The following is a 22,625-nucleotide window of genomic DNA, read 5'->3' on the forward strand; positions in this document are numbered from 1 at the left end:
AATCTTTACCTTTTAGAAAGCCAGCCCGACGCGGGCGTAAATGCTGATGCGATCCGGCTGCAGATAGCCGGGATAGCTGAGGGGAATGCCAAGGGTGTATTGGGTGTAGAAGTCACGGCCGCGCGTGCCGAGCCCGATAGCGCCGCCCCACAGCGTGCCGGTCGCTTCCCGGTTCTGCGCGTCGCTTTTCAGCCAGCCGCCGTCCACCGCGGCCAGCGCGCTGACCTCGCCCATGACCGGCAGCGTGAACAGGCGGTAGCTGAGCTCGTTACGCAGGTAGCCGCCAGCGTCGCCGGAGAGATACTGCTCTTTAAAGCCGCGCACCGAGCTTTCGCCGCCGAGCGTCAGGCGCTCGCTGCCGTAAAGCCGATCGGGCGACCACTGGCCATAGAGGCTGCTGAGCCACCAGAGATCGTTCGTCAGGGGGCGCTGGAAGCTGCCGCCTACGCTCCACTTGCGGAACTGCGCCTTTGGCAGCTCGCTGTTTTTGCCCGCGTCGCTTTCGGCATCAAACCAGGGCTTGCCGCGGCTGAAGGTCGGATTCAGCGTGGCCACGCCGCCGAACATTTTTTGCGTGTGGTTCAGCCCCAGCTGCAGGCTGGTGATTTTGCGGCTGCTGCCGGAGAGCAGCGTGTGGTTAAGGAAGTTATGGCTGCTGTAGTGGTTCAGGACGAGCTGCACGCCGGTTTTAATATCGCCGTTGCGAAACAGTACCCAGGAGCCGCTCAGGCGGTGCGCGACGTTGTCGCCGTTGCTCAGCCAGGTAAAGCCGTTGTTGACGAAGCTGCTGTGATAGCTGCTCCAGCTGTAGCTGTAGTCGAGCAGGCCGTAGCCGTACGGCACGCTGACGCCTGCCTGCAGGTTCTGCGCGTCGCGCCAGTCGCTGAAGGCGCTGCTGCGGCCGCCGCTGATAAACCAGCGATCCGCCAGCCCGAGCAGGTTATTGCCGGTGAGCGAGGCGCTCAGCTGGCCGACGCCGGTATTTTTCTGCCCGCTGTTGTCAAAGCCCACAGCGGCACTCAGCGGAAATTCCGGCTTCGCAGTGAGATTAACCACGGAATAGCCCGCTTTGGGCGACGGCTGAATATCGATCTGCACCGGCGTGCTGCGCACCCGGTTAATCTGCTCCATGCCCTGCTCAATATCGCGCAGGTTAAGGATGTTGCCTTCCAGCCCGGGAAAGGCCATCGTCAGGGCGCGCGGATGCTGGCCCTCAAGACGAATTTCATCCAGTTTTCCTTCCAGCACCGGAATGGTTAGTTCGCCCTTTGATAAATCCTGTTCAGTGAGGAACGCCCTGCTGGTAATATAGCCGCGCTGCATATACCAGTCGGAAATGCTGTGCACCAGCGCGTTTATTTCCGTTAAGTTAAGGCAACGGTTAATATAGGGCGCGGTAATCCTTTCCCGCTGGCGCGCAGAGAGCAGCGAGGCGTGGCGAATATCGATGGCGTGAATCGAAAAACAGGGTCCGCCCGGCGAGGAGGCCGCAGCGGGCGGGCGCTCAGGCGACACCGAGCGCCACAGGGCGTCGCGCTGCTGCTGATCCTGATTCAGTCGCTGCTGCTGCTGATTTTGAATATAATCGCGGTCGGCGGGATTTAACGGTGCCGCAATAGCCGGAGTTGCTAATAAGCTGACGCATAGCGTCAGTAACATCCCTGTTTTAGCCATTATCAAAAACTTAAGTTAAGTTAAGTTAATTGTCAGTGTCTGTTCTTCCCTGCGACACAGAATATCACTTAAACAATGGGAAAGTTCCGGTTAACTGTATAAAAAAATAATGTCATCCTGGTCTGCTCTAGCAAAAAGTTAAATAATGAGTTAACTCAAACCAGAGGATTTAAAGATGGACACCCCCTGTAAATAAATAACTACCTGGCTGAAACCCCGATATTAAGGATTAGCGTTAGCCTCTCTTTTAATATGATCCATGGCGCGACTGATAAATAAAGCAGGCGCTGATGCACCGCCTTAGGCGGGAAAGCGAGCCTTTGTCGCACGGCCTCATGTCACCTTTCCGGGGGACGTTAAAGTGGATTTTCACCGTTTTGCCCGGCATCAAATTCCTGCAAGGCCACTTTTAGCGCCTTCAGCAGCAGCGTCGTGCGATAAGGCATGTACTGTCGGGTCGGCAGCAGCGCCCAGACCGCCAGCGCGTGTCGACTGGCGTCTGACAGCGCAATCTCCACCAGCTCTCCCCGGCGCAGCTCGTCGCGAATATCGAGAAAGGTCAGCTGCGCAATGCCGATCCCGGCTACGCACATTTCCCGTACGCCCTCGACGCTGCTGCAGCTGAAGCACGCGGCGATCGGGCAGTTCACCACCTGTCCGTGCTGCTCGAACATCCAGTGCGCCACCCCGGAAATTTTCAGGCAGCGATGCTGCTGCAGATCGCTGAGGCTGGTCAGCTGGCCATAGCGCGCCAGATAGCCGGGCGCGGCGCAGAGTATGCGTGGATTATCGGCGAGCCGGTGGGCGATCAGCGTTGAATCCTTCAGCGGCGCCAGCCGCAGCGCCATGTCATAGCCCTGCCCGACGATATCGACCACGCTGTCGCTCAGGTTGAGATCGACCCGCAGCGCAGGGTTCGCCTCCATCAGCGCAGGCAGCAGCGGCAGCAGATGGCGCTTACCGAATTCCGACGCCGCCGTCACGCGCAGCAGCCCGCTGGCGCCCTGCGATGCTGAATTAAACAGGCTTTTGGCGGTTTCCCCCGCCTCCAGCATCAGGCGCGCATAGGGCAAAAACTCCTCGCCCTCGCTTGTTAACGACACCGCGCGGGTGGTGCGCTGAAACAGACGCACGCCCAGCTCGCTCTCCAGCTGCGCTAACCGTCGCGAAATGGTCATGGCCGTTGCATTAACCCGTCTGGCCGTCTCGGTAAGGTTGCCGGTTTCGGTGATGCTGCAGAAAATCTCAACGTTTTTTAAATCCATTGTAACGTTATCCGTTATACATCTTGTCGATTTTGGCGATTATTTGCCACCGGCCGCTGCATTACAATAGCTCCAGTAGATAATCACTCAGGAGATCCTGCCGATATGGCTAAAAAACTTTTTACGGCCGGCGTTATCAACGCAACCCCCTTTAACAACCGCGCCATGGTGGCGCCAATGACCCGCATCTCCGCTTCGGAAACCGGCGTGCCGGGCGAGACAATGCAGCGCTACTACGCCAGCTTTGCGCGCGGCGGTTTCGGCGGCGTGATTTCAGAGGGACTTTATGTCGACCAGGCCTGGTCGCAGACCTACGCTTTTCAGCCTGGCATCGTGACCAATGAGCAAGTTGAAGGCTGGCGCAAAGTGGTCGACGCGGTGAAAAGCCAGGGCGCCGTGTTTATCGCCCAGCTTATCCATGGCGGCGCGCTTTCGCAGGCCAATATCTATCGCCGCTCTACTGTTGGCCCTTCGGCTGTGCAGCCGGTCGGCCAGCAGCTCGGCTTTTACCACGGTCAGGGTGACTATGCGCTGCCGGAGGCGATGAGCGAGGAGCAGATCCAGCAGGCGATTAGCGCCTTTGCCGCCAGCGCGGCGCGCGCGGTTAACGCGGCGGGTTTTCACGGCGTCGAGATCCACTCCGCCAATGGCTATCTGCTCGATCAGTTTCTGACCGACTACACCAATCAGCGCACCGACCGCTGGGGCGGCTACATTGAAGCGCGCCTGAGCCTGACGCTGGCGGTAATCAAGGCGGTGCGGGCGCAAATCGGGCCTGATGCTATCCTGGGCGTGCGCATCTCGCAGGGCAAGGTCAACGATTTCCATCACAAATGGAAAGAAGGCAAAGCGGGCGCCGAGAAAGTGTTTGCACTGCTACAGGCGGCGGGCGTGGATTATATCCACGTGACGGAATATCAGGCGTGGCAACCCGCCTTTAGCGACGGCGAACAGACTTTTGCCGCTATCGCCCGCGAGGCGGCGCCGGATACCGTGCTTATTGTTAACGGCGGCCTGGATACCGGCGACCTGGCTGAAGAGCAGCTTGAACAAGGCGCCGACTTTGTGGCGATCGGCAAGGCGGCGCTGGCCAACCACGACTGGCCGACGCGCGTCGCGCAGAAGGCGCCGCTGCGCGCCCTGCCGGAAAACGTGCTATCGCCGGTAGCGAATATCAAACCAGACGAAGTTTAATTTTCGCCAGCATGCCGGGCTGCTGCTGTAGATGCAGGTCCGGCATAGTCATCAGCGCTCGCCCCAGCGCATCTGCTGAATCACGACGCGATAGCCATCGGCATCCGTGAATGTCACGCCTCTTCTGTCCCAGTAGGGATTGAACGATTTCACCCTGACAAAGCCAGCCAGATCCATCTTCGCGCAGCGCGTCGCCCAGTCAGCCTGGTCAGGCACATAGAGCACCAGCAAATCTTCGGCGGATGGAGACGGTGTGACAGGATGAAAATGAGACTGCGTAAATTCAAGATGCCAGGGCAAATCATCGCGCCCTAACATATAGCCGCTAAATCCCTCATGATCGCGAAATTCGCCGATGACCTGCAGATCCAGCCCGCTGGCGTACATCTCCCCACTTTTGCTCAGCAGGCTTACGGGCCTGGCGATACGCATATGCTGAAATTCCATCATTGCCTCTCTTTCCAGCTGGATTGCTACGCCCAGCGGGTGCTTTCGACTATAATGCGTACAATCCGCCCGCCAGGAAAATAAATATGTTTGAAGGGTTTACTCATGCAGAGATAGCGCTTTCCGACGCGACAATCAACCTACGCTATGGCGGGAGCGGCACCTGAAGAGCTAAGCGCCGCGCTGTTGCGCTTTTTTCAGTAGCGGCGCGGCGAGGCTGGCCAGGGGGGCTGCCAGTGCCGCCTTTAACGGCAAATATGCGTCAGACATTCACGGCAAGGTTTTGAATTCACCTTTCTGTTCTTTGCAGTCAGCATCGCGTCGCGCGGATGATAAAAGGTGCCGATAAACACCCGTAGCGCCACGTCGGGAAGCCGAGCGCAGGATTTGGTGTGCAGAACAAAACAGCCTGAGGGATCGCATTCCAGGGTAAGGTAGTAAAAGCTACTCATCGGGGTTACTGGTTGAAAGTGGTATCGTAAATGCACTATCAAACATCCTGAAATATATTGATACATCAGTAGAACCTATCGCTGAAAAAGGTTTTGGCTATCAGAAACTAACCAGCATTTTATTCCGCTTTCTTCGCTCTTATGTTGATAAAACAACAGGTCATCACGGCTTTCCGCCTGAGTCCTGGATAGTTATCTCAAACATTAGCCTGACCTTAAGGCAAAAATAAATAATCCCTGACTGCCCCTTCGTTCTCGCTCAATGACATGCTGTAAGGAGCGCTTCCCCTTTGGGCATAGCACTTCGCTACTCTCCTCTGTCTGGTAAGGTTAACCACCCAATATCGGCTTGCTGTGCAGATTCGCGATTTTCCAGGGCGACGCGGTGAGCGCCATAATGCCTCCGTGGCCCAGTTCGTTTTGCCGCTGCGCTTCCCCAACGCGCCAGTCCCCTCTCGCTTTCCGCTCGCCGCCAGGTCCGCTTTTTACTGCTACCTTTTACAGATAACCCGTTGTTTTACCGGAGAGAGACTTTGCTGTTGCCCCGCTTGAGAAAAACAGAGCGCTTAGTGCTGCTGTTTCTGCTTTTTATCAGCGTTTTTATCGTGACGGCCTGCAGCTGGGCGCTCTGGCAGTCATGGCAGAACCGGCTGCAGGATCTCTCGGTGCAGGCGCGCAATCAGTCGCTCTCGCTCTCCCGTCAGGCCCAGGACACCTTTCTACAGGTCAATATCGCGCTGGATGAGATCGCCCGCCAGGGAGATGAGGTGTTTAGCCATCCCGGGGCTTACAGCGGCAGAAACGGCATTCTCGCCGGACTCGCGCTGCCGCTGCCGCAGCTGGCCGGACTGTTTATTTATGACAAAGAGGGCAACTGGCTGGCCACCTCGCGCGACATGCAGTTTAAGCAGATGAATAACGCCGACCGCGAATCCTTTATCTGGCACCGCGACCATGCCGATCCGGGCGTACATATCGGCCACGTCATTCGCAGCCGCAGCGCCAGCGAGCTGGTGATCCCAGTTTCTCTGCGACTCAACGACGCGGCGGGCAATTTTCGCGGCGTGGCGCTCGGCTCGGTTAAAGTCGCTTTTTTCCGCCAGTTTTACGGCTGGTATGAACAGAGCCCAGGCGATCTTCTGGCCCTGATGAACACCGACGGCGTCCTGCTTTACGCCCGCCCCTTTCCCGACAGCATGCTCAACCGCAGCCTCTCTTCCAGCCCGCTGTTCACCCGCCTGCTGAGCCAGTCGCGCATCGGCAGCGCTACCTGGGAGAGTCACCTGGACGGCGAGGAGCGTCTTTTTGGCTACGCCCGGCTGGAGCGCTATCCGCTGGTGGTGGCGGTCGGCTATGAAACCCGGGCGATCCGGCACGCCTGGTGGAAGAGTAATATCACCGGCATCGGCGTCAATATCTTCACCTGGCTGCTGGTGCTGCTGTTCGGCTATCTCGTGCTGCGTCAGCTGCGCGCCAACCAGCGCAACCAGCAGGCGCTGATGCGCTCGCAGGATGAGCTGACGCGGCTCAACGGCACGCTGAGCGATCTGGCGATGCTGGATGGCCTGACCGGCCTGGGCAACCGCCGGCAGTTCGATTTTTATCTGGAGAAGAGCCTGCAGGGCGCCGCCTCGCCCGTCTCGCTGATTATGTTTGATGTGGACTTTTTCAAACGCTACAACGATGCCTATGGCCACATCGCTGGCGACCGCTGCCTGCAGGAGGTGGCGACGCTGCTTAAACACCTGCCGCTGCGCGGCACCGACCGGGTCACGCGCTACGGTGGCGAAGAGTTCGCCATTATTCTGCCGGGCACCCACGCCCGTGATGCGGAGAATGTCGCGCACCGGGCGCTGGAGGCGATTCGCCGCGCGGCGCTGCCCCATGCGGCGAGCGATCTGCCGGACAAAATCGTCACCCTCAGCGCGGGTATCAGCGCCGCGCCGCCTGGCGACTCGCCTGACTCGCTTAAGCTGGCCGCCGACGAGGCGCTCTATGTGGCGAAAAAAGCGGGACGCAACTGCATCGCCGGGACGAACGGCATCTGCCTGTTATAACTTTTTGCGACGCGGCGGGACGGCAATCGCCAGCAGGCCCAGCACAATCAGCAGCACGCCCGCCAGACCGCTCCAGCGAAAGGGCTCGCCGAATACCGGGAGCAGCACCGCTGCCAGCCATACCAGCACATAGCTCAGGCTCAGCAGCGGGTAGAGCCGGTTGAGCGGCAGATGACGCAGCGCCAGCATCCAGCAGAGCATAGAGAGCCCATAAGCGAACAGCCCCGTGCCCAGTAGCACCAGCAGCGTAGCGTAGCGGGACCAGTCGATGTGAAGCCAATCAGCGACGGGTGGAAAATCGCGCATCGCCAGGCGAAGCGCCAGCTCCGCCAGCGTAACCAGTAAAACTGAACCGAGCGCAAGCCCCAGACCTTTCAAAGATGACTCCCTGTCAGCGCCACGCCGATCACAATCGCCAGCGTGCCGAGCCACTGCCGCAGCGTGTAAGTCTCTTGCCAGATGAAACGCGCGGCGACCGCAACCAGCACAAAATTGAGGCTGAGCATGGGATAGGCCTGGCTGACCGGCACCAGGCGCAGCACCCACAGCCAGAGCAGCATTGCGACGCCCAGCAGCAGCAGGCTCAAGGCAATCCACACTATCAGGCGGCGTTTACCGTGGCGCGCGCCGAGGGTCGCCGCCTGCTTCTGGCAGAGCTGCGCCAGACAGCTCAGCAGACTGACCAGCGCAATCAACAACAGGCTCATGGCCTGGCCTCGTAGCCGTAGTAGAGCAGCCGCCCCTGACGGTAAACCTCGTCCGGCGTCGGCATCGTCGCGTCAGGCGTCTTCTCGCCCGCGTTAAGCATCATGACCACCGACACCCGCCCCTGGCGACGATGTTCTCGCAGCCAGTCGGCAAAGGCCGCGCCATCAACGTAACGCGACTGCGCATCGGGGTAGCTCAGGCCATACTGCACTTCGCCTTTGGCGTCGTAGAGGGTGATGTCGCTGCGGCGCAGCGTCCAGGCGATGGCTGAGGCGACGCCCGGATTGTCAACCAGCAGATAGCGGCTGCCCGCCAGCTGCTCGCGCACGGCGCTGACGAAGCCCAGCGGCTGCTTCGAATCGCGCACCTTCTGCGGAATGGCGTACCCCACCAGCAGCGCCAGCACCAGCGGACAGAGCGCCGCCCTCTGCCAGCGGTGGTCACCTGGCCGCAGGCTGAGCCAGCCCGCAAGGCCCCAGCCAGCAAAGGCCGCCGCCGCCGCCGCTACGCGCAGCGTCTCGTCGCGCGCATAGAGCGGATGGTGCGCCAGCCCCCAGGGCGCGAGAAACAGCACGACCGCCGCGGTGGCGATCAGGCCGAACAGCAGATTGATCCCGCCGTTGATGCGGAACACCTTGCCGAGCCGCGCGCCGCCGCTGTGGGCGTAGCGCGCCATCAGCAGCGCCAGCGGCGCGAAGCACGGCAGAATATAGGTGGGCAGCTTGCCTTTGGCGATGCTGAAAAAGAGCAGCGGCAGCAGTACCCAGCTCAGCAGGTAGGCGGCACCGGCCTGCTGTTCGCGCTGACGCCACGCCGTGGCCAGCGCACCGGGCAGCAGCGCCAGCCAGGGAAGGCAGCCTGCCAGCAGGATTGGCAGGTAGTACCAGAACGGCGCTTTATGCTGCGCGTCCGCCTCGGCGAAGCGCTGGATATGCTCCACCCAGAAGAAGTAGTGCCAGAAGTCCCCTTCCTGCCGCGCGATCGCCAGCGCCCAGGGCGCGCTAATCACTAGCGCCGTTGCAATGGTTACCATTCCCCAGCGCAGCAGCTCGCCGAAGCGCCGCTGCCAGATAGCCCAGGGCGCAATCGCCAGCACCGGCACCGCCAGCGCCAGAAAGCCTTTGGTCATAAAGCCCATGGCGCAGGCGACGCCGAGCAGCAGATAGCCGCACAGCCGCTGTCGCGTGCTGCCCGCCTGCGCCGCCAGCCAGTAGCTGCACATCGCCGCCACCAGCCACAGCAGCAGAATGGGATCGAGCACCGCGTAGGTGCCGACTCCGTAGACCAGCAGCGAGGTAAGAAAAATCACGCTGCCGCTGAGCGCGACGGCGCGGCTGGCGAACATCCGCACGCCGAGCCAGTAGAGCAGCAGCGCGCTCAGCGCGGTGCTGAAAATAGCGCCCGCGCGCACGCCAGACAGGGTATGGCCAAACAGCAGCTGGCCGATGTTGTTGACCCAGTAGCCCGCGATCGGTTTTTCAAAGTAGCGCAGGCCGAAAAAGTGCGGCACCACCCAGCTGCCGCCCGCCACCATTTCGCGGCTGATCTCGGCGTAGCGCGTTTCATCCGGCTGCCACAGGCTGCGAAATTCGATGGGTATCAGGTAGTAGAGGGCGAAAAGCGCCAGCAGCAGCGCCGTTTTCGTTCCGGCGCGCATCGGTGTCCACATAGCGTAGCGTCCTGTTTTAAGTTAACGCTGGCAGCCCAGCCAGCCTTCGCGCCCGGCGATCTCGCCGCGGACCACTTTGCCCTGGGGCAGCGTCGTGAGATCTTCCGGCAGCAGCTCACTGAGCGGGCAAAAGCGAATGCCCATCCGTTCGGCGCGCGTCAGCAGCTCGCGGAAGGCGGGCAGTCCCACGATGCCTTCGACCTCGGCATGAATGGTGTAGACCGGCGAGCCGCTGGCGGCCTGCATCTGTTCGAGGATGTAGTCGTTGAACTGCGCCGCGCTCACTTTCTGGCCGACCACCTCATCCCAGGTGGGCAGAGTCACCGGGATTTGCACCGTCGCCGGGCTGCCGTCGGCCAGCAGCGGGATAAACGGCCCGCTGCCGCGGCAGTCGCTGTTGTAGCGGAAGCCGAACGCCTCTTTGGCGGCGATAACGCGCGTGTCCGCGCGCCAGCCCGCCACGGCGGAACAGGTGACAACGTCACCCAATATCGCCTCCAGCGCCGCTTTACCGCGCGCGGTCTGCTCCGTCAGCTTCTCCTGCGGCCAGACGCCCGCCCAGGTTTGCCAGGCGAAGTGGTCCCAGGCGTGCAGGCCGATTTCATGGTGTTCCGCCGCCGCGCGAAGGGTATCCGCCAGGCCGTGCCCGATATGCCGCCCTGGCCAGGCGGTGCCGGCCAGCAGGATGTCCCAGCCGTAGAGCGACGCCGCGCGCGAGCGCAGCATCTTCCACAGGAAACGCGGCTTCATCAGACGCCACAGGTGGCGTCCCATGTTGTCTGGCCCGACGCTAAAAAAGAAGCTCGCCTGCAGCTGGTGCAGGCTGAACTGCTCCAGCAGCGCCGGCACCCCCAGCTTTGTGCCCCGCCAGGTGTCGACGTCGACGCGCAGCCCGACTCTCTTCATGGCTTCTCCTGCAGCTCGACGGTGCGCAGGAAGAAATCAAGCGTATTGTCGATGGTGGTGTCCATCGCCACCGTCGGCGTCCACTCCAGCAGACGGCGCGCGTTCTTGATCGAGGGCTTGCGGTGCTCGACGTCCTGATAGCCCTTGCCGTAGTAGCTGCTGCTCTCCACTTCGCGGAAACCGGCAAACGGCGGGAAGCGATCGCGCAGCGGATGGCGCTCAAAGCTCGCCAGCAGATGCTCCGCCAGCTCCTTGATACTGGCCTCGTTGTCGGGGTTGCCGATGTTGACGATCTGGCCGTCGCAGTTGTTGTTTTTGTTTTCAATAATGCGGAACAGCGCTTCGATGCCGTCGCGGATATCGGTAAAGCAGCGCTTCTGCGCGCCGCCGTCGATCAGCTTGATCGGCGAGCCTTCCACCAGGTTAAGGATCAGCTGGGTGATGGCGCGCGAGCTGCCGATACGGGCGGCGTTCAGGTTGTCGAGGCGCGGCCCCATCCAGTTAAACGGACGGAACAGGGTAAAACGCAGCCCCTCTTTTTCGCCGTAGGCCCAGATGACGCGGTCCAGCAGCTGTTTCGACACCGAGTAGATCCAGCGCTGCTTGTTGATCGGGCCGACCACCAGGTTAGAGCAATCCTCGTCGAAATGGCTGTCGGTGCACATGCCGTAGACTTCGGAGGTGGACGGAAAGATGATGCGCTTTTTGTACTTCACGCAGTCGCGAATAATCTTCAGGTTCTCTTCAAAGTCGAGCTCGAACACCCGCAGCGGGTTGCGGGTATACTCAATCGGCGTGGCGATCGCCACCAGCGGCAGCACCACGTCGCACTTCTTGATGTGGTACTCAATCCATTCGGAGTGAATGCTGATATCGCCTTCGACAAAGTGGAAGCGCGGCTGGTCGAGGAAGCGGCTGATGGCGTCAGAGCCGATATCGAGCCCGTAGACCTCAAAGTTGTCATCCTGCAGCAGGCGCTCGGTCAGGTGGTTGCCGATAAAGCCGTTGACGCCGAGGATCAAGACGCGGGTACGGCGCTTAACCGCCGCAACCGGCTGCGAATAGAGCAGCGCCCCCGGCACCATCCCCAGGCTCTGCGCCAGCTGGCTGCCGTTCATGTAGACGCCGTTGTCGCTCTGTCCGGTCAGCACCTCCAGCGCACCGTCGCCGCAGGCGATCAGGAAGGGCTCGACAGATAAGACCGTGCCAGGTTTCGCCTGCGGCGCGTCGGCGTGCACGCGCCCTTTCCACACCACGAACTTTAGCGTGCCGGCAAAGGCGAAGGCGCCTGGCCAGGGATCGGTAACGGCGCGCACCAGATTGTTCACCTGCTGCGCCGGCCATTCCCAGTTGATGCGCCCGTCCTCCGGCGTGCGGCGGCCGACTACCGTCGCTTCGCTGTGGTTCTGCGGCCGTGCGGCGATCTCGCCGCGCTTCATCGCCGGCAGCGCCCCTTCCAGCAGTTCGGTGGCGCAGGCGACCAGCTTGCGGTGCAGCGTCAGGGCGTTGTCCTGCGCATCGATCGCCACGCGCTGCTGCGCCACGATATCCCCCGCGTCGGCGCGCTTCACCATGTGGTGCAGCGTTACGCCGGTTTCCGTTTCGCCGTTGACCAGCACCCAGTTGAGCGGCGCGCGGCCGCGATATTTCGGCAGCAGCGAGCCGTGCAGGTTAAAGGCGCCCACACGGGCGGTGCGGAGGATGCTGTCGCTCAGCAGCGCGCGGTAGTAGAACGAGAAGATAAAGTCGGGCTGCATCGCTTTGATGCGGTCGACCCACAGCGGATGGCTGGCATCTTCCGGCGCGAAAACCGGAATGCCCTGCTCCGCCGCCAGGCGCGCCACGGAGGGAAAGGCGTGGCTTTCCGGCGAGGTGTCGGCGTGGGTGAAGATGGCGCTGATTTCATAGCCAGCGTTCAGTAACGCGCTGATGCCTGCACAGCCCATTTCGGCGTAGGCGAAGACGATGGTTTTCATTGCTCAGATTCCTGTACAGAAGAGGCTGTTTGCTGGGGGTGGATAACATGCTGGATAAAGTAGCGAGGCCGCGCGCGCACATCGTTGTAGATACGGCCAATGTATTCGCCGAGCAGCCCCATGCCGATAAACTGCGCGCCGACAAAAATAAACAGGATGGCGAACAGCACAAAGACGCCGTCGCCCGCCCAGCTGGCGCCGAGAAACAGGCGCAGCACAATCAACACCAGCGAGAAGGCGAAACCGGCCAGCGCGATCAGGCTGCCGACGATGCTCAGCAGACGCAGCGGCGTGGTGGTCAGGCAGGTCACCAGGTCGTACATCAGGTTAATCAGCTTCATAAAGCTGTATTTGGAGTCGCCGAATTCACGCTCGGCGTGGGTCACCGGCAGTTCGATGGTGCGCCGCGCGAAGGTGTTGGCGAGGATGGGAATAAAGGTGCTGCGCTCGTGGCAGTTCAGCATCGCATCAACGATATGGCGGCGATAGGCGCGCAGCATGCAGCCGTAATCCCCCATCGCTTTTCCTGTGACGCGCTGGATCAGGAGGTTGATGGCGCGTGAGGCGCGGCGGCGAAACCAGCTGTCCTGGCGGTTCTGGCGCACGGTGCCGACCACGTCATAGCCCTGCTGGGCGGCGCGCACCAGGTTCGGGATCTCCTCCGGCGGGTTTTGCAGGTCGGCGTCCAGGGTGATGATCAGATCGCCGGAGACGTGGCTGAAGCCGGCCATAATCGCCGAATGCTGGCCGTAGTTGCGGTTCAGCAAGACGCCGACCACATGGCTGCCGGGCATAGCGGCGGCCTCGCCGATCATCTGGGCGGAGCGGTCAGAACTGCCGTCGTCCACCAGCAGAATTTCATACGCCAGCCCCAGCGTGGCGCAGGCGGCGTCGGTGCGGCGCACCAGCTCTGCCAGGCTCTCTTCTTCGTTGTAGACCGGGATCACCACGGAGACTTTGCGAATGGCTTTTTCTTGCTGCATTTCAGACTCCTGCCAGCTGACGCAAGGCGCTGACGACGCGAGTAACGTCCTCGTCGTGCATATCCGGGAAGAGCGGCAGGGAACAGATGCGCTCGCTGTTCCACTCGGTGTTGGGCAGTGAGAGCTGCGGGTAGCGTTCGCGGTAATACTTATGGGTGTGCGCGGCGCGGAAATGCAGGCCGGTGCCGATATCCTGCGCCTTCAGCGCCTCCATCAGCGCGTCGCGGCTGATGCCGCACGCCGCCTCGTCGACGCGAATAATAAACAGATGCCAGGCATGCTGATGCGGCCAGCCTGGCTGCGTCAGCGGCAGAAACGGCGTGTCGGCCAGTTCGCGCAGATAGCGCCCGGCGATGGCGGCGCGGCGCGCGTTAAAATCAGGCAGTTTTTTTAGCTGCACCAGCGCAATGGCCGCGCTGATATCGGGCAGGTTGTACTTAAAGCCAGGCGCGATCACTTCCGCCTGTGGCTTGCGGCCGTGGGTATGGCGATCGTAGGCGTCGACCCCCAGCCCGTGGAACTTCAGGCTGCGCATGCGATCCGCCAGCTGCGCGTCATCGGTGACAATCAGGCCGCCTTCGGCGCAGGTCATATTTTTAATGGCGTGAAACGAAAAAATGGCGGTGCCCGCGCTGCCGATATGGCGTCCCCGGTAATAGCAGCCCGTCGCATGCGCGGCATCTTCAATCACCGGAATGTTATAGCGTGCGCCAAGGGCGCGAATCGCGTCGACATCCGCGGGCGCGCCGGCATAGTGCACCGGGATGATGGCGCGGGTGCGTGGCGTGATGGCGGCCTCAATCTGTTCGGGCGTTACCATCAGCGTATCGCGGTCAATATCGATCATCACCGGCGTCGCGCCCAGCAGCGTAATGATATTAATAGTGGAAACCCAGGTCAGCGACGGCGTAATCACCTCGTCGCCGGGCTGAATATCGAGCGCCAGCAGGGTGACATGCATGCCTGCCGTCGCCGAGCTGACGGCAATGGCGTGCTGATTGCCGGTGAGCTGACAAAAAGCCTGTTCCAGCGCCGCATTCTGCGGACCGGTGGTAATCCATCCGGATTCAAACACCGCTTTGACCGCCGCCAGCTCCTCATCACCTAACGAAGGCCGCGAAAAAGGGAGAAATGACATAATAAAACCCCATCCGTTCCAGATGTTCGAAATAAATACGCAAGCGCCGCCTGAAAAAATAACGCTTACAAATATGAAAGAATTGTTTCCTTTCGACGTAGGTTTAGTGAATCTCGCCAACCCTGCTTAAGGACAGGATGGGAAAAATAATGCTGACCAAACCTTAAGACAGCCTTAAACAGGCTGACGCCTCATTTCATCTGGTGTGGAGGGAGAGCAAGAGCAACAAAGAGGAGGAGCGCAAATAGTAAAGCGGCCGCTGCTTTTCTTATTATTCAGGTGCAGGCTATGCGCTATGAGTCTATATCAGCGCTTATCGAGATCAAGTTTTTACCAGAAAAAAACAGGGAGCTTTCCACAGCCAATTATTAACACCCTAACAAAATGGGCATAAATAACAATATAATAATTATTAAAAACAATAGCTTAATTTGAATGCATCCAGAAATGATATATCTTGCTCGCGGAATGACATTGCTGCCTTTTCAAAGAGAAATCTATTACAGATGTCATGAACTTAACTGGCCTGCTAAAAGCCGCCAGCAGAAAAACGGCTTTGCAGAAATGCGCAATTGAATGGAGCGGGCGAAAAATCGGGCATTATTTTATGCCGCAGATATAGCGCTGCAACGATACGACACGCAAAATAACGCATTAATTCCCGCCTTCTTATCATCACAATCGCGTAATGGTTTATCTTTCGTTTAAGAAAAAAGTATTACTCCCAACGTTGCCGGCAGCGCAACAGCTAAAACGGCCACCGCTGCGCCACCGCCTCTGCTGATTTTACGATTAATACTCCGCTTCCTCTCCCGGCAGTGGCAGAGAAAGTTCCTCTCCCTCCACGCCTGCGTAGAAAATGACTAACTCGGTTGGCTGGTCGGTGGTGTAGCCACGGTGCGCGCGGTTGAGTGTTTCGTTCAATGCCTCTCCCGCGCCAGCGTGAAACCGTTCGCCACTCTCTTTATCCTCAATGGTCAGGCGCCCGGAAAGCACAAAGGCGGTATTAGGCACCGGATGGGTATGCCAGGGGAGTTCGCTGTGGGCGGGTAATGACATACGCATCACCGATATCTGTGGCTTGCCGACTGGGTAAGCCTGATAAGGCTGGCCATTCCAGGCGCTGCCGCTCTGCAATACCTGTTGGTGCGTAACCTCGGTGGCGCGCGGGTCTGAGCGGTTTTTTTTCTCCGTCATGGTTTCTCCTGTTCGTGAGTCTGAACAGAGTGTAGCGGACGGGAGGCGCCAGAAACGCCAAAGGCCGCACTAAGCGGCCTCTGAAACAGGTATTGCGACAGCGTTATTTAATCAGTTCAGCGGAAACGTAGGCGCCGTTATCAAAGCGAGCCCCGGTAATTTTGTAAGCGGCACCCGCCTGGTGCGCCTGCGCGGCGATTTGCGCTTCCGCTGCGTCGAGGGTGGCGGCAGAAGCAGTAATGCTCTGGGCGAAGCTGCCGAATGAGACGAAAGAGAGCGCAGCAACTACAACGAAGTTTTTGATGGTTTTCATGGTCAGTTCCTTAAAGTTGATTTCAGCTGGTGAGGCATTCTGCCTCGATGTAGACATCATGCGCCTGGGGGGGACGGTTTGAAAGCGGACATATTTGCATTTAAACCACAAAAATATTGAAAGACTTTTCCCGCCCTCTTTTCCCTTCCTGTCAGTGCGGTCCTGCCCCCTTGACGGCGCAAATTCTCACCTTCCATGAGCCCGGCGCGAAATTGCTGCCGCCCTTTCCTTGCCTGTAAGCGGGTTATCGACGGATAATCCTTACAAACTTCGTCATGCTGACGCGGCGATGCCGCAGCCCGACACCCTAACGCTGAAAATTTAGGCAACGCATTGATATGAGTAAAAAATGTAAAGCGCTGCAAACCACGCTGATTCCTCTTCAGGCGAGTGTTCATGCCCTACGATAACGTCTATGCCGAAAAACGGCTGCCCGGCGCCTTTCGCCGCAGCTGGCACCATTTTTATCGCAACACCACGGCCATGATTGGGCTGTACGGCTTTGGCGCACTGCTGTTTCTCTGCCTGTTCGGCGAGCTACTCGCCCCCTACGGTATCGACCAGCAGTTTCTCGGCTATCAGCTGCTGCCGCCCTCCTGGTCGCGCTACGGCGACGTCTCTTTTTTCCTCGGCACCGACGATTTAGGACGCGACGTGTTAAGCCGCCTGCTGAGCGGCGTGGCGCCGACCGTGGGTTCAGCGATTCTGGTCACGCTCTTCGCCACGCTGTGCGGACTGGCGCTCGGCGTGCTGGCGGGCATCACGCACGGTTTGCGCTCGGCCGTGATGAACCATGTGCTGGATACCCTGCTATCGATCCCCACGCTGCTGCTGGCGATTATCGTGGTGGCCTTTCTCGGCCCGCGCCTTGAGCACGCGCTGCTGGCGATCTGGCTGGCGCTGTTGCCGCGCCTGGTGCGCGCCACCTATAGCGCTGTGCATGACGAGCTGGAAAAAGAGTATGTGGTGGCGGCGCGCCTCGACGGCGCCACTAACGTCGATATCCTGCGCCATGCGATTTTGCCCAACGTGCTGCCGATGCTGATCAGCGAAGTGACGCGTTCGCTGTCGCTGGCGATTCTGGATATCGCCGCGCTCGGCTTTCTCGATCTCGGCGCGCAGCTGCCCTCGCCCGAATGGGGCGCCATGCTGGGCGATTCGCTGGAGCTGGTTTACGTCGCCCCCTGGACGGTGATGCTGCCGGGCGCCGCGCTGATGGTCAGCGTATTGATTGTTAACCTGCTGGGCGACGGTATCCGCCGTGCTGTAGAGGCGGGAGTGGAATAATGCCGTTACTCGATATTCGTAATCTGACCATTGAATTTATGACCGCCGACGGCCCCGTCAAGGCGGTGGACCGCATCAACCTGACGCTGATGGAAGGCGAAGTGCGTGGATTAGTGGGCGAATCGGGCTCGGGCAAGAGCCTGGTGGCAAAGGCGATCTGCGGCGTAACCAAGGATAACTGGCGCGTCACCGCCGATCGCATGGTATTCGACGATATTGACCTGCTGCGCCTGTCGCCGCGCGAGCGTCGCCGCATCGTCGGTCACAACGTCTCGATGATTTTTCAGGAACCGCAGTCCTGTCTCGATCCTTCGGAGCGTATCGGCCGCCAGCTGATGCAGGCGATTCCGCGCTGGACCTATAAAGGTGCGTGGATGGGACGCTTCTGGTTCTGGCGCAAAACCCGCGCCATTGAGCTGCTGCACCGCGTCGGCATCAAGGATCATAAAGATATCATGCGCAGCTTTCCCTACGAGCTGACCGAAGGCGAGTGCCAGAAGGTGATGATTGCCATCGCGCTGGCCAACCAGCCTCGGCTGCTGATCGCCGACGAACCCACCAACGCCATGGAGCCAACCACCCAGGCGCAAATTTTTCGCCTGTTGAGTCGCCTCAACCAGAATAACAACACCACTATCCTGCTGATCAGCCACGATCTGCGCACCATGAGCCAGTGGGCGGACCGCATTAACGTCATGTACTGCGGGCAGACCGTGGAAACGGCGGGCAGCGACGATCTGATCGCCACGCCGCACCATCCTTATACCCAGGCGCTGATCCGCGCGATGCCCGATTTCGGCCGCGCGCTGCCGCACAAAAGCCGCCTGAACACGCTCTCCGGCGCGATCCCGTCGCTGGAGAGCCTGCCGATTGGCTGTCGGCTTGGCCCGCGCTGCCCCTATGCGCAGCGAAAATGCGTGGAAACCCCGCGCCTGAGCGGCAGCAAGACGCACCTTTTCGCCTGCCACTTTCCGCTGAATATGGAGGAGCAGTAGATGGAGACGCTGCTTGAAGTGCGCAATCTGAGCAAAACTTTCCGCTATCGCACCGGCCTCTTTCGCCGCCAGCACGTCGAGGCGGTGAAATCAGTCAGCTTTATCCTGCGCGAAAAGCAGACGCTGGCGATCATCGGCGAGAACGGCTCTGGCAAATCGACGCTGGCGAAAATGCTGAGCGGCATGGTGGCGCCGAGCAGCGGCGAAATCCTGATTAACGACCATCCGCTTGAATTCGGCGACTACGGCTACCGCAGCCAGCGCATCCGCATGATTTTTCAGGACCCCTCCACCTCACTCAATCCGCGCCAGCGCGTCAGCCAGATCCTCGACCTGCCGCTGCGCCTCAACAGCGATCTGACGCCTGAGGCGCGCGAAAAGCGCATTATCGCCACGCTGCGCCAGGTAGGGCTGCTGCGTGACCACGCCGGCTACTATCCCCATATGCTGGCGCCGGGCCAGAAGCAGCGCCTCGGCCTGGCGCGCGCGCTGATCCTGCAGCCGAAGGTCATTATCGCCGACGAAGCCCTCGCCTCGCTCGATATGACGATGCGCTCCCAACTGGTGAATCTGATGCTGGAGCTACAGGAGCAGCACGGCATCACCTATATTTATGTGACGCAGCATCTCGGCATGATGAAGCACATCAGCGATCAGGTGCTGGTGATGCACCAGGGGGAGGTGGTGGAGCGCGGCGGTACTGCCGACGTGCTGGCTTCACCGCTGCACGATCTGACTAAACGGCTTATTTCGAGCCACTTCGGCGAAGCGCTGACGGCAGAAGCCTGGCGTCGCAAAGCCTGAATCAGGTTGGTTTACCCCATTTTCCTGAGACGTGCTAGAATCCGCACGTCGATTAACGCGGCCGCCTGTTTTTTAACCAACTCGGCCGCCAACAACAATGACCATAAGGATTACAGCTATGGGTTTTCTTTCCGGTAAGCGCATTCTGATTTCTGGCGTTGCCAGTAAACTCTCTATTGCCTACGGAATTGCGCAGGCGATGCACAAGCAGGGCGCAGAACTGGCTTTCACCTACCAGAACGACAAACTGAAAGGTCGTGTGGAAGAGTTTGCTAAAGATCTGGGTTCAGAGATTGTGCTGCCATGCGATGTGGCCGAAGACGAGAGCATCAAATCGCTGTTTACTGAACTGGCAAAAACCTGGCCGAAATTTGACGGTTTCGTTCACTCCATCGGCTTCGCCCCGGGCGACCAGCTGGATGGCGACTATGTGAACGCCGTTACCCGCGAAGGCTTTAAAATTGCTCACGACATCAGCGCCTACAGCTTTGTGGCGATGGCGAAAGAGTGCCGCGAGATGCTGAACCCCAACTCCGCTCTGCTGACGCTCTCCTACCTGGGCGCAGAGCGCGCCATCCCGAACTACAACGTGATGGGTCTGGCGAAAGCGTCGCTGGAAGCCAACGTGCGCTATATGGCGAACGCGATGGGTCCGGAAGGGGTGCGCGTCAACGCCGTTTCCGCCGGTCCGATCCGTACCCTGGCGGCGTCAGGCATCAAGGATTTCCGTAAGATGCTGGCGCACTGCGAAGCGGTTACCCCGATTCGCCGCACCGTCACCATCGAGGACGTCGGCAACTCGGCGGCGTTCCTCTGTTCTGACCTGGCCGGCGGCATCACCGGCGAGATCGTTCACGTTGACGGCGGCTTCAGCATCGCCGCCATGAACGAACTGGAACTGAAATAAGTTCTGAGGGCGAGCCTGGCTCGCCCTTTTTTTTGCTCACTTTCCCCGCCTTATAGCTTCGCGCTATTAATTATCACCGATCGGTCTTTTGCCCTTCCCCGCCGTTAAGCGACGATAAGCCAGCCCCTGGGCGCGCGTCACGGTTTCGGATTCACGCCATGCGCGACGTGCCAGTTATTTGCAAAAGGAATAACCATGGAACAACGCCGCTATCCTGGCCACAACCACTGGTTTTACGAGAGCCAGACCAGCCCCCACGCCCTTCAGGCTGAGCCGCTGGTTCCCGAAGCTGCCCTGATTAACGACCGTTTCCTGCTCGGCCTGCAGCAGGAGGCGAGCGCGCTTCAGCCGCTGTTGCAGGCGAGCCAGCCGATGCTGCTGGCCTCCCGCGATCTTTGCCAGCTGCTGTTTCCCGATCGCGTCGCGGCGACGCTGACCCATACCCTTACCCTTTACGATCGCCTTAGCACCGCGCTGACCGTGGCGCAGGTCGCAGGCGTGCAGCGGCTGTGCAATCACTACTCGGCGCGCCTTAATCCGCTGCCCGGCCCCGACTCGTCGCGCGAGAGCAATAATCGCCTGACGCAGCTGACGCAGTATGCGCGCCAGCTGGCGATGCAGCCGACGCTGATCAACGCGGCGGCGCTCAGGGCGCTGGATGCCGTGGGCCTGACCGAGCCGGATATCGTGACGCTGAATCAGATCGTCGGCTTCGTCAGCTACCAGGCGCGCGTAGCGGCCGGTGTGCAGGCGCTGCTGGCGCTGCCGGTGCGCTGGCTGCCGGGCGTGACGCCGCCGCCCGACGCCGACCGAGAGGGGTTTGAGGAAAAGCCGCGCTGGAAACCGGGGGTGAAGCCGCTGGAGCTGCGCTACGCCAGCGCCGAACAGCTGGCCGCCGTGACCTTCTGTCAGCCGCGTCCCGATCTCGCCGAGGCGGTCTGGCTGCTGGCGCACGACGCCGCCGCGCTCTACGGCTGGCAGACCCTGCGCCAGCGCATTACCCCGACCGACCTTACCCCGCTGGCGGAGGCGACCTGCGCGCGCGCGCTCGGCAGCCGCTGGGCGTTTCAGTTTTTCCTGGATGAGGTGCGCAATGCGCTGCTGGAGTCGGTGGATGACGCCGCCGATCAGACCACGACGCAGGGCCGCGTCGTGGCGCTGGCGGCGCAGCTCACCCGCTCGCCTGAACGCTTCAGCGCGGCGCATCTGCAGCCGCTGGTCACCGAAGGGTGGCAGCCGGACGCGCTCTTCGCCCTGATTCAGGCGGTGGCGATCGGCAACTGGAACAGCCGGCTGTTTTATGCCATGGGCGAAGTGGCGTAGCCCTCAAGGTGGCTGCGCGCCTCGTCGAAGAAGTGTTGTGACAGCAGCGAGGCGCGACCCGGTTCGGCAATCACCAGCGCCGCCTGGCGCGCCATATGAGTAATGGCAATTGGCCGCTGCGCCATGCCTTGCAGCATCGACGGCAGAAGATGACCGACAGGCGACACCAGCACCCCCAGCCCCACCTGCGCGCTCTGCACCAGTTCGAGGATCGCGGCGCTCTCCACCATGACCTGCGGCGTCACCCCGGCTTCGCGGAAGGCCATATCAAGATAGCGGCGAAAATAGCGCGTCGGCTCGGAGAGGCAGAGCGGCACGGCGGCAAGATCGGCGAGCGTGAGCGGTGCATCGCCCACCAGCGTGGGAAACTGCGTCGGATCGAATATCGCTTCGACGCCGCGCTCGGGCAGAAATGCCGTCTGAAAATGGAGTTCGCGCAGCGTCGCCAGCTCGAAAAAGCCGATGCCGACGTCGACGGTATGACTGTTAAGCGCCTCCAGCAACTGATCGGCGCTGAGCGCGGCGATGCGGTAGTTCAGCTGAGGATAGCGGCTCTGTACCCTCTTCAGCAGCGCGGGCAGCGCCACGCTGCACTGCGGCATCACGCCGATGCGCAGCGTGCCGTTGACGCCGTGCTTCAGCGACTCCACCTCCAGCTTCAGCCCCTGATAGACCGACACGATCTCCCGCGCCCACGCCAGCACGCGATCCCCTTCCGGCGTAAAGCCGACGAAGTTATTGCTGCGGTTGATCAGCGACAGGCCGAGTTCGCGTTCCAGGTTTTTCAGGCGCATGGAGAGCGTCGGCTGGCTGACGAAGCTGGCTTCGGCGGCGCGGCCAAAGTGGCGTTCACGCTCGAGGTTGCAAAGGTAAATTAATTGTTTAATGTCTATTTTCTTTACCCGTCAATAACATAACAGCATAGCCGTATAGAAAAATATAATGCTGTACCTTTCCCTGTACCGACTTCAGACGTGACTTATCCTGAAGAAGATCTTCAGGTACCTTGCTGGCGATGTCAATGCTGCTGGCCAGGATTATTCTTAACGCTCACCGGCCCGTCCCTGTTATAAGCGCTAATCAGATTGTTCTGCTAAAAACGTGAAAAGGCCGCCCAATGGCGGCCTTGAATAAGTAAGGTAAATCGGATGAGCAAAAAGAAAATCAGGCAGCGATTGGTTGCGGATCTATTTGGATCATGGCCGATTTACAAAAAATGCACTTTGCGCCAAGCGGGTTTTTAACGCTAACGTCAAAAACGGAGCGGCGATATTGCGAGCCCTGACAATGTGGGCAGCGCAGAGAAATAATGGCTGAAATAATTTTTAGC

21 protein-coding genes are annotated in these 22,625 nt (G+C 60.2%); 7 read left to right on the forward strand and 14 right to left on the reverse strand.

Annotated elements, in window-relative coordinates:
- Positions 1-12: 12 nt before the first annotated feature.
- Together Q9R34_RS17815 and Q9R34_RS17820 are read right to left on the reverse strand one after the other, a co-directional pair.
- Entirely contained in the window at positions 13-1,659 is a 1,647-nt protein-coding gene (locus tag Q9R34_RS17815; RefSeq protein WP_485895452.1) for a ShlB/FhaC/HecB family hemolysin secretion/activation protein, read from the reverse strand.
- Positions 1,660-2,030: 371 nt separating this feature from the next.
- A complete protein-coding gene (locus Q9R34_RS17820; RefSeq protein WP_485895453.1) occupies positions 2,031-2,939 on the reverse strand; it encodes a LysR family transcriptional regulator in 909 nt (302 codons plus the stop codon).
- 105 nt (positions 2,940-3,044) lie between these two features.
- On the opposite strand from Q9R34_RS17820, the gene Q9R34_RS17825 reads away from it, so the two are divergent.
- Positions 3,045-4,133 (forward strand): oxidoreductase, encoded by a 1,089-nt coding sequence (locus Q9R34_RS17825; RefSeq protein WP_485895455.1) that lies wholly within the window; start codon positions 3,045-3,047, stop codon positions 4,131-4,133.
- 51 nt (positions 4,134-4,184) lie between these two features.
- Here Q9R34_RS17825 and Q9R34_RS17830 read toward each other — a convergent pair whose 3' ends face one another.
- Positions 4,185-4,580, reverse strand: a complete 396-nt coding sequence (locus Q9R34_RS17830) for a VOC family protein (RefSeq protein WP_485895542.1) — start codon at positions 4,578-4,580, stop codon at positions 4,185-4,187.
- A 1,021-nt stretch (positions 4,581-5,601) separates the two neighbouring features.
- On the opposite strand from Q9R34_RS17830, the gene Q9R34_RS17835 reads away from it, so the two are divergent.
- A complete protein-coding gene (locus Q9R34_RS17835) occupies positions 5,602-7,089 on the forward strand; it encodes a sensor domain-containing diguanylate cyclase (RefSeq protein WP_485895456.1) in 1,488 nt (495 codons plus the stop codon).
- Here Q9R34_RS17835 and arnF read toward each other — a convergent pair.
- The 9 genes from arnF to Q9R34_RS17880 form a co-directional block, all read right to left on the reverse strand.
- Positions 7,084-7,467 carry a 4-amino-4-deoxy-L-arabinose-phosphoundecaprenol flippase subunit ArnF gene (arnF, locus tag Q9R34_RS17840; protein WP_485895457.1) on the reverse strand — a complete coding sequence of 128 codons (384 nt, stop codon included), beginning with the start codon at positions 7,465-7,467 and terminating at the stop codon, positions 7,084-7,086. The genes Q9R34_RS17835 and arnF overlap by 6 nt on opposite strands.
- Complete coding sequence (arnE, locus tag Q9R34_RS17845) at positions 7,464-7,796, reverse strand: 4-amino-4-deoxy-L-arabinose-phosphoundecaprenol flippase subunit ArnE (protein WP_434123296.1); 333 nt, start codon at positions 7,794-7,796, stop codon at positions 7,464-7,466. Before arnE ends, arnF begins: the two co-directional genes overlap by 4 nt.
- Entirely contained in the window at positions 7,793-9,454 is a 1,662-nt protein-coding gene (arnT, locus tag Q9R34_RS17850; protein WP_485895544.1) for a lipid IV(A) 4-amino-4-deoxy-L-arabinosyltransferase, read from the reverse strand. Before arnT ends, arnE begins: the two co-directional genes overlap by 4 nt.
- A gap of 33 nt (positions 9,455-9,487) precedes the next feature.
- Positions 9,488-10,372 carry a 4-deoxy-4-formamido-L-arabinose-phosphoundecaprenol deformylase gene (gene arnD, locus Q9R34_RS17855; protein WP_485895459.1) on the reverse strand — a complete coding sequence of 295 codons (885 nt, stop codon included), beginning with the start codon at positions 10,370-10,372 and terminating at the stop codon, positions 9,488-9,490.
- Entirely contained in the window at positions 10,369-12,348 is a 1,980-nt protein-coding gene (gene arnA, locus Q9R34_RS17860; protein WP_485895461.1) for a bifunctional UDP-4-amino-4-deoxy-L-arabinose formyltransferase/UDP-glucuronic acid oxidase ArnA, read from the reverse strand. Before arnA ends, arnD begins: the two co-directional genes overlap by 4 nt.
- A complete protein-coding gene (gene arnC, locus Q9R34_RS17865; RefSeq protein WP_485895463.1) occupies positions 12,345-13,331 on the reverse strand; it encodes an undecaprenyl-phosphate 4-deoxy-4-formamido-L-arabinose transferase in 987 nt (328 codons plus the stop codon). The genes arnA and arnC overlap by 4 nt, the downstream gene beginning before the upstream one ends.
- A 1-nt stretch (position 13,332) precedes the next feature.
- Positions 13,333-14,469: a UDP-4-amino-4-deoxy-L-arabinose aminotransferase gene (arnB, locus tag Q9R34_RS17870; protein WP_434123292.1), complete on the reverse strand. Its 1,137-nt coding sequence runs from the start codon at positions 14,467-14,469 to the stop codon at positions 13,333-13,335.
- Between the two features lie 792 nt (positions 14,470-15,261).
- A complete protein-coding gene (locus Q9R34_RS17875) occupies positions 15,262-15,666 on the reverse strand; it encodes a cupin domain-containing protein (RefSeq protein WP_485895465.1) in 405 nt (134 codons plus the stop codon).
- Between the two features lie 103 nt (positions 15,667-15,769).
- The gene (locus Q9R34_RS17880; RefSeq protein ID WP_485895467.1) at positions 15,770-15,979 is read right to left on the reverse strand and encodes a DUF1471 domain-containing protein; all 210 of its coding nucleotides are present in this window, start codon (positions 15,977-15,979) and stop codon (positions 15,770-15,772) included.
- 396 nt (positions 15,980-16,375) lie between these two features.
- Here Q9R34_RS17880 and sapC point away from each other — a divergent pair, with 396 nt between their 5' ends.
- The 5 genes from sapC (at position 16,376) to Q9R34_RS17905 (ending at position 21,295) form a co-directional block, all read left to right on the forward strand.
- Positions 16,376-17,266, forward strand: coding sequence for a putrescine export ABC transporter permease SapC (gene sapC / locus Q9R34_RS17885; RefSeq protein ID WP_485895469.1), 891 nt, complete (start codon positions 16,376-16,378; stop codon positions 17,264-17,266).
- Positions 17,266-18,261, forward strand: a complete 996-nt coding sequence (gene sapD, locus Q9R34_RS17890; RefSeq protein ID WP_103795928.1) for a putrescine export ABC transporter ATP-binding protein SapD — start codon at positions 17,266-17,268, stop codon at positions 18,259-18,261. Before sapC ends, sapD begins: the two co-directional genes overlap by 1 nt.
- Positions 18,262-19,065 (forward strand): putrescine export ABC transporter ATP-binding protein SapF, encoded by an 804-nt coding sequence (gene sapF, locus Q9R34_RS17895; protein ID WP_434123288.1) that lies wholly within the window; start codon positions 18,262-18,264, stop codon positions 19,063-19,065. It abuts the gene before it with no gap.
- Between the two features lie 118 nt (positions 19,066-19,183).
- Positions 19,184-19,972 (forward strand): enoyl-ACP reductase FabI, encoded by a 789-nt coding sequence (fabI, locus tag Q9R34_RS17900; RefSeq protein ID WP_485895471.1) that lies wholly within the window; start codon positions 19,184-19,186, stop codon positions 19,970-19,972.
- A 195-nt stretch (positions 19,973-20,167) separates the two neighbouring features.
- Complete coding sequence (locus Q9R34_RS17905) at positions 20,168-21,295, forward strand: CMD domain-containing protein (RefSeq protein ID WP_485895473.1); 1,128 nt, start codon at positions 20,168-20,170, stop codon at positions 21,293-21,295.
- On the opposite strand, the gene Q9R34_RS17910 is transcribed toward Q9R34_RS17905, so the two are convergent.
- A complete protein-coding gene (locus tag Q9R34_RS17910) occupies positions 21,271-22,188 on the reverse strand; it encodes a LysR family transcriptional regulator (protein WP_434123334.1) in 918 nt (305 codons plus the stop codon). The genes Q9R34_RS17905 and Q9R34_RS17910 overlap by 25 nt on opposite strands.
- Positions 22,189-22,459: 271 nt before the next feature.
- A complete protein-coding gene (ymcF, locus tag Q9R34_RS17915) occupies positions 22,460-22,615 on the reverse strand; it encodes a cold shock small protein YmcF (protein ID WP_434123333.1) in 156 nt (51 codons plus the stop codon).
- Positions 22,616-22,625: the final 10 nt, after the last annotated feature.

The organism is Enterobacter sp. BRE11 (assembly GCF_031844285.1).
GTDB lineage: Bacteria > Pseudomonadota > Gammaproteobacteria > Enterobacterales > Enterobacteriaceae > Pantoea.